The 16,523-nt window shown below is 56.6% G+C and carries 16 protein-coding genes; 6 read left to right on the forward strand and 10 right to left on the reverse strand.

All coding sequences use genetic code 11. The annotated features are described in order from the left end of the window. Positions 1 to 167 precede the first annotated feature (167 nt). On the forward strand, positions 168 to 2,240 hold the full coding sequence (locus UB23_RS20575; RefSeq protein WP_045061148.1) for a 2Fe-2S iron-sulfur cluster-binding protein: 2,073 nt from the start codon (positions 168 to 170) through the stop codon (positions 2,238 to 2,240). Positions 2,241 to 2,261: 21 nt separating this feature from the next. Here UB23_RS20575 and grxC read toward each other — a convergent pair whose 3' ends face one another. The 7 genes from grxC to UB23_RS20610 form a co-directional block, all read right to left on the reverse strand. After that, positions 2,262 to 2,525, reverse strand: coding sequence for a glutaredoxin 3 (grxC, locus tag UB23_RS20580; RefSeq protein WP_045061149.1), 264 nt, complete (start codon positions 2,523 to 2,525; stop codon positions 2,262 to 2,264). A gap of 26 nt (positions 2,526 to 2,551) precedes the next feature. Continuing rightward, the gene (locus tag UB23_RS20585; RefSeq protein ID WP_045061150.1) at positions 2,552 to 3,214 is read right to left on the reverse strand and encodes a carbonic anhydrase; all 663 of its coding nucleotides are present in this window, start codon (positions 3,212 to 3,214) and stop codon (positions 2,552 to 2,554) included. Between the two features lie 38 nt (positions 3,215 to 3,252). Further along, the gene (locus UB23_RS20590; RefSeq protein WP_045061151.1) at positions 3,253 to 3,501 is read right to left on the reverse strand and encodes a DUF2790 domain-containing protein; all 249 of its coding nucleotides are present in this window, start codon (positions 3,499 to 3,501) and stop codon (positions 3,253 to 3,255) included. A gap of 101 nt (positions 3,502 to 3,602) precedes the next feature. Then, positions 3,603 to 4,070, reverse strand: coding sequence for a cyanase (gene cynS, locus UB23_RS20595; RefSeq protein ID WP_045061152.1), 468 nt, complete (start codon positions 4,068 to 4,070; stop codon positions 3,603 to 3,605). 366 nt (positions 4,071 to 4,436) lie between these two features. Continuing rightward, complete coding sequence (locus tag UB23_RS20600; RefSeq protein ID WP_045061153.1) at positions 4,437 to 4,913, reverse strand: nuclear transport factor 2 family protein; 477 nt, start codon at positions 4,911 to 4,913, stop codon at positions 4,437 to 4,439. 277 nt (positions 4,914 to 5,190) lie between these two features. Next, positions 5,191 to 5,820 (reverse strand): LysE family translocator, encoded by a 630-nt coding sequence (locus UB23_RS20605; RefSeq protein ID WP_045061154.1) that lies wholly within the window; start codon positions 5,818 to 5,820, stop codon positions 5,191 to 5,193. 221 nt (positions 5,821 to 6,041) lie between these two features. Further along, entirely contained in the window at positions 6,042 to 6,980 is a 939-nt protein-coding gene (locus UB23_RS20610; protein ID WP_045061155.1) for a LysR family transcriptional regulator, read from the reverse strand. Positions 6,981 to 7,096: 116 nt separating this feature from the next. Here UB23_RS20610 and UB23_RS20615 point away from each other — a divergent pair, with 116 nt between their 5' ends. Further along, positions 7,097 to 7,966 (forward strand): SDR family oxidoreductase, encoded by an 870-nt coding sequence (locus tag UB23_RS20615; protein ID WP_045061156.1) that lies wholly within the window; start codon positions 7,097 to 7,099, stop codon positions 7,964 to 7,966. A 242-nt stretch (positions 7,967 to 8,208) separates the two neighbouring features. On the opposite strand, the gene UB23_RS20620 is transcribed toward UB23_RS20615, so the two are convergent. After that, on the reverse strand, positions 8,209 to 9,129 hold the full coding sequence (locus UB23_RS20620) for a LysR family transcriptional regulator (protein WP_045061157.1): 921 nt from the start codon (positions 9,127 to 9,129) through the stop codon (positions 8,209 to 8,211). Positions 9,130 to 9,316: 187 nt separating this feature from the next. Here UB23_RS20620 and UB23_RS20625 point away from each other — a divergent pair, with 187 nt between their 5' ends. The 3 genes from UB23_RS20625 to UB23_RS20635 all read left to right on the forward strand — a co-directional run bounded on the left by UB23_RS20625 (position 9,317) and on the right by UB23_RS20635 (position 12,161). Continuing rightward, entirely contained in the window at positions 9,317 to 10,243 is a 927-nt protein-coding gene (locus UB23_RS20625; RefSeq protein ID WP_045061158.1) for an SDR family NAD(P)-dependent oxidoreductase, read from the forward strand. Positions 10,244 to 10,345: 102 nt separating this feature from the next. After that, on the forward strand, positions 10,346 to 10,957 hold the full coding sequence (locus UB23_RS20630; protein WP_045061159.1) for an FMN-dependent NADH-azoreductase: 612 nt from the start codon (positions 10,346 to 10,348) through the stop codon (positions 10,955 to 10,957). Positions 10,958 to 11,123: 166 nt separating this feature from the next. Beyond that, complete coding sequence (locus UB23_RS20635; protein ID WP_045061160.1) at positions 11,124 to 12,161, forward strand: alpha/beta hydrolase family protein; 1,038 nt, start codon at positions 11,124 to 11,126, stop codon at positions 12,159 to 12,161. A 19-nt stretch (positions 12,162 to 12,180) separates the two neighbouring features. On the opposite strand, the gene UB23_RS20640 is transcribed toward UB23_RS20635, so the two are convergent. Together UB23_RS20640 and UB23_RS20645 are read right to left on the reverse strand one after the other, a co-directional pair. Then, complete coding sequence (locus tag UB23_RS20640; protein WP_045061161.1) at positions 12,181 to 13,368, reverse strand: MFS transporter; 1,188 nt, start codon at positions 13,366 to 13,368, stop codon at positions 12,181 to 12,183. Between the two features lie 231 nt (positions 13,369 to 13,599). After that, positions 13,600 to 15,189 carry an ABC-F family ATPase gene (locus UB23_RS20645; RefSeq protein ID WP_082069226.1) on the reverse strand — a complete coding sequence of 530 codons (1,590 nt, stop codon included), beginning with the start codon at positions 15,187 to 15,189 and terminating at the stop codon, positions 13,600 to 13,602. Between the two features lie 409 nt (positions 15,190 to 15,598). Here UB23_RS20645 and lpxO point away from each other — a divergent pair, with 409 nt between their 5' ends. Then, positions 15,599 to 16,498: a lipid A hydroxylase LpxO gene (lpxO, locus tag UB23_RS20650; protein ID WP_045061174.1), complete on the forward strand. Its 900-nt coding sequence runs from the start codon at positions 15,599 to 15,601 to the stop codon at positions 16,496 to 16,498. Positions 16,499 to 16,523 lie beyond the last annotated feature (25 nt).

A 16,523-nucleotide genomic window follows, 5' to 3' on the forward strand; every position in this document is an offset into this window, starting at 1 on the left:
GCGTGCGGTACGCCGTTGTGCCTCGCAGATACGTGTAGCGCTCCGGCCTGCAAGGTGTTGAATTGATGATATCGGTGGGTGCAGGTGAACATCTCGCCGGTGAAGCCATCGATAGACGCCGGGGAAGTGAGTGAATTGCACCTGTTTACGAATACGTAGAGGTGATCATGAATAATACTGATGAGCAAGGGGCTTCACCCTGGCATGCTGGTGAGCGGCGGTTGCAAGAAAGTGTCGGCGTGGCGCAGCAGATGGAGCACTTTGGGCGAAAGGTTGTTCGCGACTACATGCCGGATCAGCATCGCTCGTTCTACAGCCAGCTACCTTATCTAGTGGTAGGTGCGGTCGATGAACAAGGCATCCCTTGGGCGACGTTGATAGAAGGCCCTCCAGGGTTTGTTCACTCACCCGACCCACGCAGCTTGCAGCTCGACCGCCTCCCCGCAGACGGCGACCCAGTCAAACCTGCCTTGGGAATGGGCGCCGCAGTCGGGCTACTGGGCATCGATCTGAAGACCCGAAGGCGCAATCGTATGAACGGCAATATCAACACCGTCTCCTCTGACGGTGTTGCCGTTTCTGTCGTGCACGCTTTTGGCAACTGTCCTCAATACATCCAATTGCGAAGTGTCGAGCCGGTCAGCGTTGGGCGTTCCTCATCCAATGTTTTAGCGCAACGTCTACACGAACTGGACGAGGCGGCCAGAGAGATTATTCGCAAGGCAGACACGTTCTTCCTCGCCAGCTACGTCGACCTCGAAGGAGACTCATCCAGTCGCTCGGTTGACGTTTCGCACCGCGGAGGTAATCCAGGTTTTGTCAGGGTCGAAGGCAACGTGCTGACGATTCCCGATTTCGCCGGCAATCTGCATTTCAATACATTGGGCAACCTGTTGCTCAACCCTAAAGCCGGTTTGGTTTTTGTCGACTTCTCGTCAGGTGATGTGCTCCAAGTGGCCGGGCGCACGGAGCTTATTCTTGAGGGGCCGCAGATCGCTGCATTCCAAGGGGCAGAAAGACTCTGGACCTTGACGGTGGAGCATGTCGTCCTAAGGCGCGCCGTGTTGGCGCTGCGCTGGGTATTCGAGAGTTTTTCGCCGAACAGTATGATGACCGGCAGCTGGGAAAAAGCTGAAGGTCGTTTACAGGCCGATGCCCTGCGCGACCAATGGCGGCATCTGCGCGTCACCCGAATCGTTGAAGAGAGCAGCACCATCAGCTCTTTTTATCTGGAACCCGACGATGGCGCGGGATTGCCGCGATTCGAGGCGGGCCAGCATTTACCGGTACGGTTTAGCCTGGTTGATGGGCAGCCGCCGGTTGTCAGGACTTACAGTGTGTCGAGTGCACCGTCTGACAACTTCTTCCGGATCAGCGTCAAGCGTGACGGGTTGATTTCGTCGCATTTGCACGACCAGATTCGGGCGGGGGATCTGATCGAAGCCCGTGCCCCTCAGGGACGATTTACAGTGAAGGCGGATGAGCATCGGCCATTGGTTCTATTGGCCGCTGGGGTCGGGGTCACGCCGCTGCTGTCGATGCTGCGCGAAGTGATCTACGAAGGAGAGCGAATTCGTCGCACTCGGCCGACCTGGTTTATTCAGAGTGCCCGCAGTCTGGCGGAGCTGGCATTTCGGGATGAGCTGTTTGAACTAGCAACCCGTGCGAAGGATAAAATTCGTGCATTGCGACTTCTGAGTCAGCCTGAGCAGCACGCTCGCGAGGGCGAGGACTTCGAATTGGCTGGACGTGTGGACGTCGCTCTACTCAAGGCGCTTTTACCCCTGGATGATTACGACTTTTACTTGTGCGGCCCAGGCGCGTTTACCCAGGCGTTATACGATGGGCTACGTGAACTCCGCATTGGCGATGATCGCATTCACGCTGAAACTTTCGGGCCTTCGACCTTGGTTCGGCTACGCGATCAGTTGACCCCGGCGGTCGAACAAGTTCCGGCAGCCAGTACCCCGGTAAAAGTACTGTTCGCGACTTCTGCTAAAGAGGCGCGTTGGGAGCCAGGCAACGGCAGCTTGCTGGAGTTGGCTGAAAGTCGTGGTCTGAATCCGGACTTCAGTTGCCGCGGCGGGTCGTGTGGGACTTGTCGTACAAAGCTGATCAGTGGGGAGGTGCACTATGTGAACTTGCCCGCTGAAATGCCGGCTCAGGGAGAGGTCTTGATTTGCTGCGCAGTGCCAGCGCAAAGCAAGGAGGGCGACGCCCCCCTGGTTTTGGATCTGTAGCATGAATGCCTTCTCTATCGCTCATCCCGCGAGACGCGGGTTGAGCGCATGCGCCAAACCGCCTTCACGGTCGAGTTGAGCGAGGTCATCAAATCCACCTACATGCCAGTCGCCGATGAAAATTTGCGGAACCGTGCGACGGCCGCTGCGATTTATCATTTCCACCTTTTGATCAACTGACTGCACGTCGATTTCGGTATAAGAAACACCTTTAGAGTTGAGCAGCTGCTTGGCACCACGGCAGTAAGGGCAGGTGCTGGTTGTGTACATAATGACTTCAGGCATGAAGAGTGCTCCTCGTTTAGACAACTTTAGGCTGCGGCTTTTTCTACCCGAGCGTGTACAGCGCAGGTATCCGGGTGCTGTGCCAACGATTTGAAGCTGCGATTATCAGAATCAAGAGCGTCAACCGATCCGGTTTCGATGTCGTAGACCCATCCATGCAAATTCAACAAGCCTTTTTCCTGAGCGATGCGCACGCTTGGGTGAGTCTGGATGTTCGCCAATTGTGCGATGACATTTTCCCGAACCATTGAGCTTACTTTTGCTGCGTCGTTGACGTGAGAACGAGAATCGTTAATGACTTTCGCGGACTCTGCATGCTGCAGCCAACCGGCGACGGCAGGAAGGTGATCCATGCATTTGCATTTGGCGACAGCCGTCATTGCACCGCAATCCGAATGACCGCAAATGACGATATCGGTCACCCCGAGCACCGCCACGGCGTATTCGACCGTTGCCGACACACCGCCCGGGTGGGGGCTATACGACGGCACGATATTCCCCGCGTTTCGGATCACGAACAGTTCGCCAGGTTCTTGTTGCGTCAACAGTTCTGGTACTACGCGGCTATCGGAACACGTGATGAACAACGTGCCTGGATGCTGCGTGGTGGCCAGGTGTTTGAACAGGTCCGTCCGTTGCGGAAATGCTTCTTTCTGAAACTTTAAAAAACCTTCAATGAGCGCTTTCATGGGATTAGCCTTTTGCAAGTAGTTAAGTTGGGTAACATTCAATTAGTGCAGCCGCGACCTATCACGCTGTATTCAAGGACTCGGGTGTCACCGTGGGAATTCTTGTAAGTCATTTGCACTGGCACTGGACCGCAGACGTCTGCTGCTTCAGTGATGTTGATGACCTTGGCAATATCCAAGTGCACGCCATAGACATACGGAGTGGCTTCTGGCGCAGCCGAAGCTTCCTGTGCATAGGCCGACAACGAAGCTGTCAGGGACAGGGCGAGAAACAGAATTTTTTTCATGACGCATCCTCCATTTAGATTTGGTGAGTCGGTGAAGTGGGTTAATGTGTTAAAGCAGGCCCGCTACGAGTGCGGGCCGAATTACATTTCCAGTCGCCTTCTTAGAAAGGACGCAGTGGCAGGAACTTCCCGTCGAGGGTGATCACTGCGCGGTGGCCGCCTTCAGGATCTTCAACTTTTTTCATATCGAGCTTGAAGTTAATCGCGCTGATGATGCCGTCGCCGAACTGTTCGTGGACCAAGGCCTTCAAAGTCGTGCCGTAGATTTGGATCATCTCGTAGAACCGGTAGATGGTAGGATCCGTAGGGACACCCGAAAGGCTGCCACGCAGTGGGATGATTTGCAGGCGCGCTACCGAGTCGGCGTCCAGGTCCAGCTTTTTACCGATCACTTTCGCGGCAGTTTCTGGAAGAGGGTGCTGGCCGAGAAGGGCTGCGGTCACGTAGGCCAGACCGAGGCCGGTGCCTTCTGCCATGTCTTCGAACGACAGGTTTTTGCGGGCTTTGGCGTCTAGAATTTTAGCGGTCAGTTCAAGACTGGTGTCGTTGTAAGCGTGGGACTGTTGCATGGTGTTGCTCCTATCGGATGCTTGGGTAAGAGTTGCTGGATGAGTGTTGCTTGGTGTGAAGCCATGTTCTGCCGTTTGCTCGATAGCGTCCAAGACCGATAAACAATGCGTCGCATAAGCCCTGCCTATAGGTTTAAAACGGAGTGCTCATGAACGTTGGGAACTCGGAAGCAATACTGCTGATTCCGGGTATTCACATTGGTCGAAAAAAAATAATCGCATTGCTGCACGAGCGGGATGGCGAGACAAAAGAGCCCGCGTAAGGCGGGCTCAGCGGGCATCTGCATTTATTGGGGAGAGGCAGCTGGTCGTATAGCGCTGCTTTTCTATGCGTGTTCGTCAGTTAGCGCGAGTATTCCGCCCTCCTCAAAGACCCAGGTCGGAAAGGCTTGGATAATCGTCCGGACGACGGCCTAGCGGCCACCGAAACTTTCGTTCTGACTCTTTGATAGGCATGTCGTTGATGCAGGCAAAACGGTTTGCCATTAAACCGTTCTCTGCGAATTCCCAGTTTTCGTTCCCGTACGAGCGGTACCAATTCCCGGAATCATCGCGCCACTCATAGGCATACCGGACAGCAATACGATTGTCGGTAAACGCCCATAACTCCTTGATAAGTCGATACTCCAACTCCTTATTCCATTTTCGCGTAAGGAACGCCTGAGCCTCAGCCCGGTTGACTGCAAAATCGACGCGATTGCGCCACTGGGTATCGGTGGTATAGGCCAATGCGACTTTTTCAGCATCTCGGCTGTTCCATCCATCTTCAGCCAGGCGAACTTTGAGTGTTGCAGACTCGCGGTCAAACGGTGGTAGCGGGGGACGGGTCTCAGATTCAGCCATGATGACTACTCCACATTGAGGTACCTCGGGATAAAATCCGTGGTTAGCTAAAAGCTTAGTTAAGTCAGGAACCATCAGGGCGCCTACCGAGCATTTCTAGATCAAATACATCAGCAGGTATGAGAGGTGACCTTCGGGAATTGATCAACCTTCAGTTGTTGCTTCATTCGCTAGCGCCCTGTGTAAAAGCGGGTTGGCGGCGATGTGAGAGTAGCGGTTGAGCAGTCCAGGAATCGAACGAACTAATGCACCGCCCAAACGACTTGGCGTCAGGACGTCAGGCTTGCTGTACGAACGCCAGCCGCACTGCAAATCCAATCAGGAGGGTACCGAAAAGCCATTGCTGAACTCGTTGCGCGGTCACGCTACGCTCTAACCAACGCCCTACCCAAGCGCTGGCGGTGGCATAAATGCTGTCGAAAATCAGACCGGTGATTACGAGTACTGCACCCAGTATTGCAAATTGCTCCGATACCGACGATCGATTCGGATCGATGAATTGCGGCAGTAGCACTGAGCAAAAAAGTAGTGCTTTCGGATTGAGTAAATTGGTGAAAAGCCCCCGCCGGATAGCCGCGCTCAAGCTCGGTGTTACATTTCCAGTCTCTGTAGTGGCAGGTGAACGCTTGCCACTGGTTTTGAACATCTGAATCCCTATCCAAAGTAGATAGGCTGCTCCTGCATATTTGACGATATCAAAAGTCCAAGGTAGCACCTTAAACATTGTTGCCAATCCCATAGCGGTCAGAGCCACATGGCAGGCACGCGCCAACGCGAGCCCGAGCGCAGTCGCCAGCGCTGCGGTTCTACCTTGTTTCGCACCCGTTTGAAGTAGCAGGATCATGTCCGGACCGGGCATTAGAAAAATCATCGAGAGAGCGAGGAGGTACAGCGCTTTGTCTTCCATATTCGTGTGGCTCGGTAGGAGATGAGGGAGACAATTTTAGAGGGAAGGGGTAGGGCAGGTGGTTGCGTATTGAACTCCCAAATCTACGTTTTTTGGCAGAATCTGCGCTTTGATAATTAGAACAGGAGCCTGTATGCCAACTGATCATTTTCCGCAAATCAGGCTTGGGCGGCTGCGCTTTTGCCTGGCTAATGCCAGGAAGGGACCGCCAGGGCGTGCCGCTACTTCCCTTTATCAGTTTCTATGGCGCTGAAGTGATCACTCAGCGTGCCTTGGAAATGTTCAATCAGGAAGTTTACGAAGACGCGTGTTTTAGCTGGCAGTTCTTTCCTGGCCGAGTAGTAGACGGAGATTGAGCCCAGATCGACATACCATTCTGGTAATAGCCGTATCAGCTCACCCCGTTGTAACCAGGGCCATGCTCGCTCCAGAGGCACCAATGCCACGCCCAGCCCCATCAGGGCGCACATGCACAGGGCTTGCGGATCATTCATGATGGCTGTTGGTTTCAGGCTCAGATCAAAGGTTTCGCCAGCCGAACTGCGCAACGTCCAGGTGCGTAATCGGTTGGTGTCGGTCGATCGCACGACAATGCCATCCTGGCCCTGCAAGTCCGCCGGCACAATGGGCAATGGCTTGCCTTGGAGCCACTCCGGAGCCGCTACAGCAACGAGGTGTAGCTTGGCCAGTTCACGCGCCACCACGCCCGGGCTTAATTCCAGGCCGCCGCCAATCGCAACGTCAAAACCTTCACCTATCAAATCAACGCGTCGGATTTCGAGGTGCCAATCGGGCACGACGGAAGGATACCGTTGCTTGAACGTTTTCAGCAGAGGCAGCACGTAGTCATAGGCAAAGGACGGAGACATGTTGACCCGCAGCCGACCGGCGGGCACATCGCGTGAGTCGCCGAGTTGAGCCATTGCGCCTTGAATCGTTTCGACACTACCCGCCACCTGTGCATATAGCGCCTCACCGGCTTCGGTAAGGGACAGACTTCGCGTGCTGCGTTGAAACAGTCGGGTGCCTAATTTTGTTTCCAGGCGGGCAATGTTTTTGCTCACTGCCGCGGCGGAAATGCCCATCCGCCGAGCCGCTTCGGAAAAACTGCGAGCTTCGGCGGCTCTGACAAATGATTCCAGGTTGCCCAAACTGTCCACGCTTATCTCCAACTTTTGGTTGAAGCTGATTCTACTGATTGATGACTAATTCGGTGGTGAATTTCAGCCCATAGTGGTGGCCGACTGAATTTCACACTCAAAACAGGTGGAGCGTAATGGGGAAAATATTAATCACCGGCGCGACCGGTAAACTGGGTAGCGCAGTAGTGCGCTCACTGGTCCGGAAGGTGCCTGCGGCAGATGTCGTCGCCTTGGTTCGAGAGGGGAGCAAAGCGCAGTGGTTGTCGGACCTGGGCGTCGAAGTGCGGCTGGGCGATTACACTGACGTCGAATCCCTGGTCAAAGCCTTCGCCGGGGTGGAAAAAATCTACCTGGTGTCAGCCGTTGCTTTCAGCGATCGGGTGGGGCAACACAGAAACGTCATTCATGCGGCACGTATGGCGGGTGTTCGACATGTGTTCTACACCAGCATTCAGCGCGTTAGCGATGACTATTGTCCTATTGAAGGTGTCACTGCCAGCGACCTCGAAACAGAGGCGATGCTTAAATCATCCGGGCTGGATTACACCATCGTCCGGCATCCGCTGTATGCCGACGTGCTTGCGATGTACATCGGCAAAGATGCTCCGCAGAAGGGCTTCAGCGCACCCGCCGGTCAGGGGCGGGTGGCCCTGACGAACATTGATGAGCTAGCTGAAGGCGGGGCAACCCTGCTCAGTCAGCCGGGTCACGAGCATCGAGCTTATCTGCTCAATAGCGGACAAACCTGGTCGTTCGCAGACATCGCCGCCGCGCTTTCGCGCATAACCGGTAAAGCCGTTCATTATCAGCCGATCGCGACCGCAACCTTCATCGCCGCCCGCGAAGCCGAAGGTTGGCCACCTCATGTCGCGACCTTCATTGGCGATTGGTATCGCGCTATCGAGAAAGGCGCATTTGATCAAACCAGTCGTACCCTTGAAGAACTGCTAGGTCGAAAGCCCAAAGATCTTGAGGACATCGTTAGAGATGCCTTCAAGCTCTGACGGTTCAGTGGGCTGCCCTACATCCCCATTAAGTCGAGCGCTGCGCTTATCGGCGACCGTAGCGTCTTGGCTGAGCCAATGAGTGAGCATCGAAGAGAAGGGCCTTGCGGGGCCTTTTTTGACGGTGAACCGGGTTTTGCTGGATAAAAAGCATAGGCCCAATGACCTTCGCTAAAAAACTCCTGGCACTGTCATGCGAAGACAGGCAGATGCCGAAGCTCTCCCGGCCTGAGCATATAAGCTCAGACTTTCTTTTTAGTGATCGAATTCTCCGACACAATCTCACGTACGACGTTGACGAAAGCCCGAAGTCCCGCTGGCATATGGCGATTCGCAGGATAGTAAAGGCGCAGCCCCGGGTACGAAGGTGTCCAGTCCTCCAGCACTCGCATGAGCTTTCCGGACGAAATATGAGCAGAAGCAGCGAAATCATTAGTCCAGGCTATGCCGGCGCCTTGCAAAGCAGCCTCTAACATCAAGTGGTGGCTGTCGAGCGTCAACGACCCGCTGACATCTATTGATTGCTCTTCACCGCGCTTCTCGAATTCCCATTTGTAGATCGAACCACTGGGGAAGCGCACGCGTATGCAGTTGTGTGCGAGCAGGTCTATCGGAACCTTTGGTTTTTTGCATTTCGCGAAATACTGGGGGGAAGCGACCACCGCAAAACGGAGCGGGGGAGTGATCGCAATGGCGATCATGTCCTGCGGAACGCTTTCCGCCAACCGTATGCCGGCGTCGAATCCACCAGCAACGATGTCAACCAGACTTCTATCGGTAACGATGTCTACCCGCATGTCGGGATAACGCCTTAGGTACTCCAGTACCACTGGCGTCAGCACCATTTGCGCAGCACCTTCGGAGGTGTTCAGGCGTAGGGTTCCCGCCGGCGTATCGCGGAATTCGCTTACCGCCTCCATGGCCGCGGATATATCACGCAGAGCGGGCTGCACACGAACCAGAAATTGCTCCCCGGCTTCAGACAGAGAAACGCTTCGCGTGGTTCTGTGGAACAACCTCACGCCAAGGCGTTTCTCCAGTGCAGCGATCGCATGACTGAGTGCTGATGGCGACATTCCCAATTCCACGGCCGCACGACGAAAACTGCGATGAGTAGAAACGGCGACTACGGCGTTCAGCTCGAGTAGCCCGGATTTCTGCATTGTGCTAATTCCTGCATCAGTTCATCCGATATTAGCCTGATTGTTTGCGACAGTGCTGAGGCTTATCTTGGTCCACAGCAACTTTACGCGGGTCGGGCTTCATAGCGTGGCCTGTGGCATCCCGGTCATCCGGTGATCCCGCAAGTCAGTTCGACTCAGCGGTTATTAAACATGCGAGGAATAATTCATGACGCGTATCACTACACCTTTCGGGTTTCATTCAACCGCACAAGAGGTCATTGAAGGGGTCGACCTCACTGGTAAACGTGCAATCGTAACGGGCGGGGCCTCCGGTATCGGTATTGAGACAGCGCGCGCATTGGTCAATGCCGGCGCAAACGTGACGCTTGCAGTACGGCGTCCGGAGGCGGCGGAATCGATAGCCGCCGAACTGCGCTCTGGGGGCAGGGGTACCGTTGATATCCGCTCAATCAATCTGGCGGATCTGTCCTCTGTGAAATCGTTTGCTGAGTCGTGGTCAGGGCCACTTGATATCCTGGTCAATAACGCAGGGATCATGGCCGTTCCTCAGCGGGAGCTGACATCGCAGGGTTGGGAGATGCAGTTTGCAACCAACTTTCTCGGCCATTTTGCGCTCGTGCTTGGGTTGCAAAACGCCCTGATCAAAGCCGAAGGCGCCCGAATTGTTTCGTTGAGCTCAAACGCTAATCTTCTAGGGCCAGTAGTTTTCGACGACATCAATTTTGACTTCCGCACATACGATGCGTTCGCATCATATGCCCAGGCAAAGTCAGCATGCGCGCTCATCGCCGTAGAGATCACCCGTCGCTGGGCGAAGCTAGGCATTTTCGCTAACGCTTTGAACCCTGGGGCAATCGCGACCAACCTTCAGAAACATACCGGTGGGCTTAAGACCCCAATTGAACGTCAGAAGAACGTGCAACAAGGTGCTGCGACATCGGTACTGCTTGCGGCGTCTCCGTTGTTGGAAGGCATTGGTGGTCGTTATTTCGAGGACTGTAATGAGGCGCTGGTAGTCACCAAACGGCCTGCCGATTACAGGGGCGTTGCAGCTTATGCCGTTGACCCTGATAACGCGCAGCGGTTGTGGGAAGTTGCCACGCGGATGACCGTCGGATTGTTCTATAGGTGAGACGATCAATCGCATTGTTGCTGACTAATCGGCTATTGGTTTCACCTGTAGGATTTACTCCATCAGATCGCCGGCTGGCGATCCTCACCTTGGAGATCCCTTATGAAACTGTTGCATATCGATTCGAGCATTCTGGGTGACAACTCGGCCTCCCGTCAGCTGAGCAGCGAAGTGGTCAAGGCCTGGCAGGGCGCTGAAGCAGGCACGGTGGTGACCTACCGTGACCTGGCCGCCGATGCCATCAGCCATTTTTCCGCCACCACCCTCGTTGCGGCCGGCACCACCGCCGAGTTGCGCAATGCCGCGCAACAACACGAGGCCGACCTGAGCGCCACTGCCCTGGCTGAGTTCCTCGCGGCCGATGCCGTGGTGATTGCCGCGCCGATGTACAACTTCACGATTCCAACCCAGCTTAAGGCCTGGATCGACCGCATCGCGGTAGCTGGCCAGACCTTCCGCTATACCGAAGCCGGCCCTGAAGGCCTGTGCGGGGGCAAGAAAGTGGTGATCGTGTCGACCTCCGGCGGCCTGCATGCCGGCCAGGCCAGCGGCGTAGCCCATGAAGAGTACTTGAAGCTGCTGCTGGGTTTCCTCGGTATCACCGACATCGAGTTCGTGCGTGCCGAAGGCCTGGCCTACGGTGACGAAGTGCGTACCAAAGCCATGAATGACGCGCACGTGCGCATCAGTGAGCAGTTGTTCGCCGCTGCGTAAGGCTTGCGTAAAGAGCTCAAACAGCTCGGGCAATCGGTAAAAAACTCTGTATTCTGGAAGCGCAAGCGCCAGGTACGGAGTTTTTTGTTTCTGGCTGTGTCACACGTTGGCCCAAGTCGTGCAGTCAAAGGGCATCGTCACCGCAAGTGAACAGGTAGGGCGTTCCATGGTACGTCTTTGTGCAGCATTACTGCTGGGCCTGCTCGGCAGCCTTAATTGGGTGCAGGCAGCACCTGCGATGCATCCGCGCTGGAGCGTCGGCTACCACGAGATGAGTTTTCTCGACCCTCTGGACTTGCAGCCGATGCGTGCCATCGCGTTCTACCCCTCAAGCGACAAGGAGCATTCCAGCCGGCTGGAGGGTTACACGGTCGAAGCGGGTGAGGATACCCGGGTGGCCATCGGGCGCTACCCGATGCTGATGCTGTCCCATGGCAACACTGGTACGCCGATGGCCTTGCACGACCTGATGACTTCGCTGGCGCGCAAGGGCTTTGTGGTGGTGGCGGTTATCCATCCGGGTGACAACTCAACCGACCACAGTCGCCTGGGTACCCTGAGCAACCTGTACGGCCGGCCGCTGCAGATTTCCGAAGCCATTACCGCAACCTTGGGCGATCCGATGCTGGCGCCTTTCGTGAATGCCGGGCAGGTCGGGGTGATTGGCTATTCGGCGGGCGGTGAAACGGCCTTGATACTCTCCGGTGCAACCCCTGATCTGGATCGCCTGCGCCGTTATTGCCAGGAGCGCCCGGATGATCGTGACGCCTGCAATACCCAGGGCGAGCTGATCGTCGATCGCGATGACTTGCAACCGGTGGCCGACCCAAGAGTACATGCCTTGCTCCTGATGGCGCCGTTGAGCCTCAAGTTCGGCCGGCACACCCTGGCTGACGTGCATGTGCCAGTGCTGCTCTACAGCGGTGACGGAGACAAGCTGGTGGCCTTTGACAAAAATGCCGCCGCCCTGGCACGCAAACTGCCAATCGCACCGGATTTCAAGTTGCTGGCTGGCGCCGGGCATTTCGTGTTCATGGCCCCGTGCACCGATGAGCAGATTGCCGCCATGCCAGCACTGTGCACTGATGCCGATGGCGTTAACCGCGAGGACATTCATCGCAACCTGATTGGCGAGGCTGGCCGGTTCTTTTCTCGCACGTTGTCCAAGCCCAATCGGGCGGGTATGCAAACCGCTGATCAATGATACCTGCGCGATATAGGGCTTAAGCCATTGCCCGACGTTTGAGCAGCAGGGTGAGTCCCAGTCCTGTCGCTGACAGCAGGGCTGCGCAGAAGAAGATCCACGAATACCCCAGGTTCAATGCAATGGCACCCATCAATGGCCCGGCTATCGCCAGAGCGAGGTCGAAGAACACCGCGTAGGCACTCAAGCCCGCGCCGCGACTGGAGTTTGGTACCTGCTTGATCGCCTCCACCCCCAGCGCCGGGTACACCAGGGACAGGCCGAACCCCGTCAGCCCTGCGCCGAGCAAGGCATAGCCAGTGGAGGGCGCGAGCCAGAGCAATACCAGCCCCACAACCTCAATGCACATGCAGGCGATAGCTGAATTGAAGCCGCCAAAACGGCTGATGCTGGAAATGAACAGCACCCGGGCCAGGATGAAGCACACGCCGAACACCGTCAGGCAATACGCCGCACCTGTCCAGCCACGGTTCACGTAGTACAGGGTGATGAAGGTGGTCAGAGTGCCATAGCCGATCGACGCCAGGCTCAGGCTGGCCCCGAACGGTGCGATGCGCCCGAACACCGCCCAGAATGGCAGGCGCTCGCCGCGGATCACTGGTACTGAAGGTTTGTTGCGAATCAGCAACAGCGCGCCCCCCGCCAGCAATGACAGGGCGATTCCCAGGCTGGCGAAACCCAGCTGGCCGACCATCACCACGCCCAGGGGCGCACCGATGGCGATTGCGCCATAGGAAGCGATGCCGTTCCAGGAAATGGAGCGCGCAGTGTGTTCAGCGCCCACCTGGCCCATGCACCAGCTGATGGTGCCGACGCCGATCAGACCCTGGGCGATCCCCAGCAACAAACGCCCGGCAATCAGAATCAACAGGCTCAGCAGCGGCGTGCTTTGCAGGAGTGTCGACAGCCAGGTCAGCAGGCCACTCAGGACAATGCCCGACAACCCGTAGACGATCGCCCGTTTGGTGCCGACAGTGTCCGACATGCGTCCGGCCATCGGCCGGCTGAGCAGGGTAGCCAGGTACTGGCAGCCAATGGTCAGGCCAGCGACTATGGCGCTGAACCCCAGCTGGTCATGGACGTAGCCCGGCAGCACGGCGATCGGCAGGCCGATGCACAGGAAAGCGACGAAGGTGTAGAAGACGATGGAGACGATCTGCAGGGTGATCGCCATGGAGCTTTGCGGTGGCAGTTGCTGCGCAGACATGAGGGCTCGTTCGCGGGCGGCGGAGGGAGAGCTGCATCATGGCGCGGGCGAGAAACAAAAGGAAGCAGGCTAACGATCAAGATCAAAGGATCGCAGCCTTCGGCAGCTCCTACAGAGGGCGCATTCCAAGGTAGGAGCTGCCGAAGGCTGCGATCTGTTGATCTCCAAACAATAAAAAGCCCCGTCACCAGGACAGGGCTTTTACTTGCAGCTTGAAACTAATAGTTGCTCTTAAAACACCACGCCCTGACTGCGCAGGTAATCGTCATAGGTGCCGCTAAAGTCGATCACGCCGCTAGGGCTCAGCTCGATGATGCGGGTTGCCAGGGACGATACGAACTCGCGGTCGTGGCTGACAAAAATCAGCGTGCCCGGGTAGTTCTCCAGCGCCAGGTTCAGCGCCTCGATGGATTCCATGTCCAAGTGGTTGGTGGGTTCGTCCATGATCAGCACGTTCGGCTTTTGCAGGATCAGCTTGCCGAACAGCATGCGACCTTGCTCACCACCTGAGATGACCTTGACCGACTTGAGGATCTCGTCGTTGGAGAACAGCATCCGGCCGAGGGTGCCGCGAACGATTTGTTCGCCGCCCTGGGTCCACTGGCCCATCCAGTCGAACAGGTTGCAGTCGTCCTCGAAGTCGTGCGCGTGGTCCTGGGCGTAGTAGCCCAGTTCCGCGGCGTCGGTCCACTTCACGGTACCGGCGTCCGGGGTCAGCTCGTTGACCAGGGTGCGCAGCAGGGTGGTTTTGCCGATGCCGTTCGGGCCGATAATCGCTACGCGCTCGCCGGCTTCAACCTGGAAGCTGAACTCCTTGAACAGCGGCTTGCCGTCGAAGCCTTTGGCCATGCGCTCGACAATCACTGCCTGACGGTGCAGCTTCTTGGTTTGCTCGAAACGGATGAACGGGCTCACGCGGCTCGATGGCTTGACCTCGGCCAGCTGGATCTTGTCGATCGCCTTGGCGCGGGAAGTGGCCTGCTTGGCTTTCGAGGCGTTGGCCGAGAAGCGGCTGACGAACGACTGCAGTTCTGAAATTTGCGCTTTCTTCTTGGCGTTGTCAGACAGCAGCTGCTCGCGGGACTGGGTCGCCACGGTCATGTACTCGTCGTAGTTGCCCGGGAACAGGCGCAGCTCGCCGTAATCCAGGTCAGCCATGTGAGTACATACGCTGTTCAGGAAGTGACGGTCGTGAGAGATGATGATCATCAGGCTGGAGCGCTGGGTCAGTATGTTTTCCAGCCAGCGGATGGTGTTGATATCCAGGTGGTTGGTCGGTTCGTCGAGCAGCAGCACTTCAGGATCGGAGAACAGCGCCTGGGCGAGCAACACCCGCAGTTTCCAGCCCGGGGACACTTCACTCATCGGGCCGAAGTGCTGCTCGATGCCGATACCCAGGCCCAGCAGCAGTTCACCGGCACGGGATTCGGCGGTGTAGCCGTCCATTTCCGCGAATTCGGTTTCCAGCTCGGCCACGGCCATGCCGTCTTCTTCGGTCATTTCCGGCAGCGAGTAGATGCGGTCGCGCTCGGCCTTGACCTTCCACAGCTCTTCGTGACCCATGATCACGGTGTCGATCACGGTGAATTCTTCGTAGGCGAACTGGTCCTGGCGCAATTTACCCAGGCGCACGTTCGGTTCGAGCATGACCTGGCCGCCGGACGGTTCGAGGTCGCCGCCGAGGATTTTCATGAACGTCGACTTGCCGCAGCCGTTGGCGCCGATCAGGCCGTAGCGGTTGCCCGCGCCGAATTTGACCGAAACGTTTTCGAATAGCGGCTTGGCGCCGAACTGCATCGTGATGTTAGCTGTAGAGATCAAAGGTTTTTCCTGCGAAGCATTCAGAGTAGCTAGGGTTGCGGCAGTACCGATTCAGTACCCGTTTCCGGTATTCAAACCACGGGAAATGCATCCCGGTCAGAAGCGGAAGGTCCATCTGGCAATAAGTGGACAGCAGCATATGGAGCGCTTGGCCCGAGTCGAAGTGCGCTGAAACGGGGGTCATTCCCGTCATCAACCAAGGGGGGCGCGTAATGTTTGGCGGCGATTGTACTGGTCTGGCACCTGAAACGATAGGGCATTGAGGCTACACGGCTGCTTTGGCGGCGTCAGCGGACAGTTTTTCACATTTGCGGGTTAACCAGGGTCAGCAACTGTGGCTAAAATGCCACCTACTTGATGCCGACAGGCATGGATGCAGTTTGTTCACTCCTGACTTGTGACGATTTCCGTGAAGCTCATCATTGCCGCCATTTATATAGTCACGATCACTTACGTCCATCTGCGCGGTCGCGTGCGCCACAAGCCAGGCCGGCAACTGAGCGACCACTCGACGTTCCTCGCGCCGCTCAACTGTGTGCTGTACCTGTTCTCGAAACTGCCCAACAAACCTTACCTCGATCCGGCAGACTTTCCGGACCTGCGGCCGCTGCAGGAGCACTGGCAGGAGATTCGCGCGGAAGCACAGAACCTGATTCACGCCGGTGAAATCAAGCGTTCCAGCCACTATGACGATGTCGGCTTCAACTCCTTCTTCAAGACTGGCTGGAAACGTTTCTACCTCAAGTGGTACGGCGACAGCCATCCTTCGGCAAAGAAGTTGTGCCCGCGCACCACCGAACTGGTGCAGGGCATTGGCTCGATCAAAGCCGCGATGTTCGCCGAGCTGCCGCCCGGGTCCAGACTGGTGCGCCATCGTGATCCCTATGCCGGGTCCTACCGTTACCACCTGGGCCTGGAAACGCCGAATGATGCGGGCTGCTATATCAATGTCGACGGCGAGAATTACCACTGGCGCGACGGTGAAGCCGTAATGTTCGATGAGACCTTCATCCATTACGCGGAAAACACCACGAGTCACAATCGCATCATTCTGTTTTGCGATATCGAGCGGCCCATGAAGTATCGCTGGGCGGCAGCATTCAACGGCTGGTTCAGCCGCCATGTGATGTCCGCTGCCGGCGCACCGAACGATGCGGGCGACAAGACGGGCGGGATCAACCGGCTGTTTGGCAAGATCTACAAGATCCGCTTGCGCGGCAAGGCGCTAAGGAAGCGACATCGCAAGGTCTATTATCTGGAAAAGTGGGCAATATTTGGCAGTTTGATCGCGGTTTTCGTGCTGATCTGATCAATGCCATCGCGAGCAGGACTGC

The sequence above is a fragment of the Pseudomonas sp. ES3-33 genome (assembly GCF_000952175.1).
GTDB lineage: Bacteria > Pseudomonadota > Gammaproteobacteria > Pseudomonadales > Pseudomonadaceae > Aquipseudomonas > Aquipseudomonas gregormendelii.

Coding starts and splice junctions, on each gene's coding strand:
- UB23_RS20640 (WP_045061161.1), bottom strand. CDS start 13,368: ATGTCTGCGCAGCAACTGCCACCGCAAAGCTCCATGGCGATCACCCTG.
- UB23_RS20600 (WP_045061153.1), bottom strand. CDS start 4,913: ATGGCTGAATCTGAGACCCGTCCCCCGCTACCACCGTTTGACCGCGAG.
- UB23_RS20615 (WP_045061156.1), top strand. CDS start 7,097: ATGGGGAAAATATTAATCACCGGCGCGACCGGTAAACTGGGTAGCGCA.
- UB23_RS20630 (WP_045061159.1), top strand. CDS start 10,346: ATGAAACTGTTGCATATCGATTCGAGCATTCTGGGTGACAACTCGGCC.
- UB23_RS20625 (WP_045061158.1), top strand. CDS start 9,317: ATGACGCGTATCACTACACCTTTCGGGTTTCATTCAACCGCACAAGAG.
- UB23_RS20605 (WP_045061154.1), bottom strand. CDS start 5,820: ATGGAAGACAAAGCGCTGTACCTCCTCGCTCTCTCGATGATTTTTCTA.
- UB23_RS20585 (WP_045061150.1), bottom strand. CDS start 3,214: ATGAAAGCGCTCATTGAAGGTTTTTTAAAGTTTCAGAAAGAAGCATTT.
- UB23_RS20635 (WP_045061160.1), top strand. CDS start 11,124: ATGGTACGTCTTTGTGCAGCATTACTGCTGGGCCTGCTCGGCAGCCTT.
- cynS (WP_045061152.1), bottom strand. CDS start 4,070: ATGCAACAGTCCCACGCTTACAACGACACCAGTCTTGAACTGACCGCT.
- grxC (WP_045061149.1), bottom strand. CDS start 2,525: ATGCCTGAAGTCATTATGTACACAACCAGCACCTGCCCTTACTGCCGT.
- UB23_RS20590 (WP_045061151.1), bottom strand. CDS start 3,501: ATGAAAAAAATTCTGTTTCTCGCCCTGTCCCTGACAGCTTCGTTGTCG.
- UB23_RS20620 (WP_045061157.1), bottom strand. CDS start 9,129: ATGCAGAAATCCGGGCTACTCGAGCTGAACGCCGTAGTCGCCGTTTCT.
- UB23_RS20575 (WP_045061148.1), top strand. CDS start 168: ATGAATAATACTGATGAGCAAGGGGCTTCACCCTGGCATGCTGGTGAG.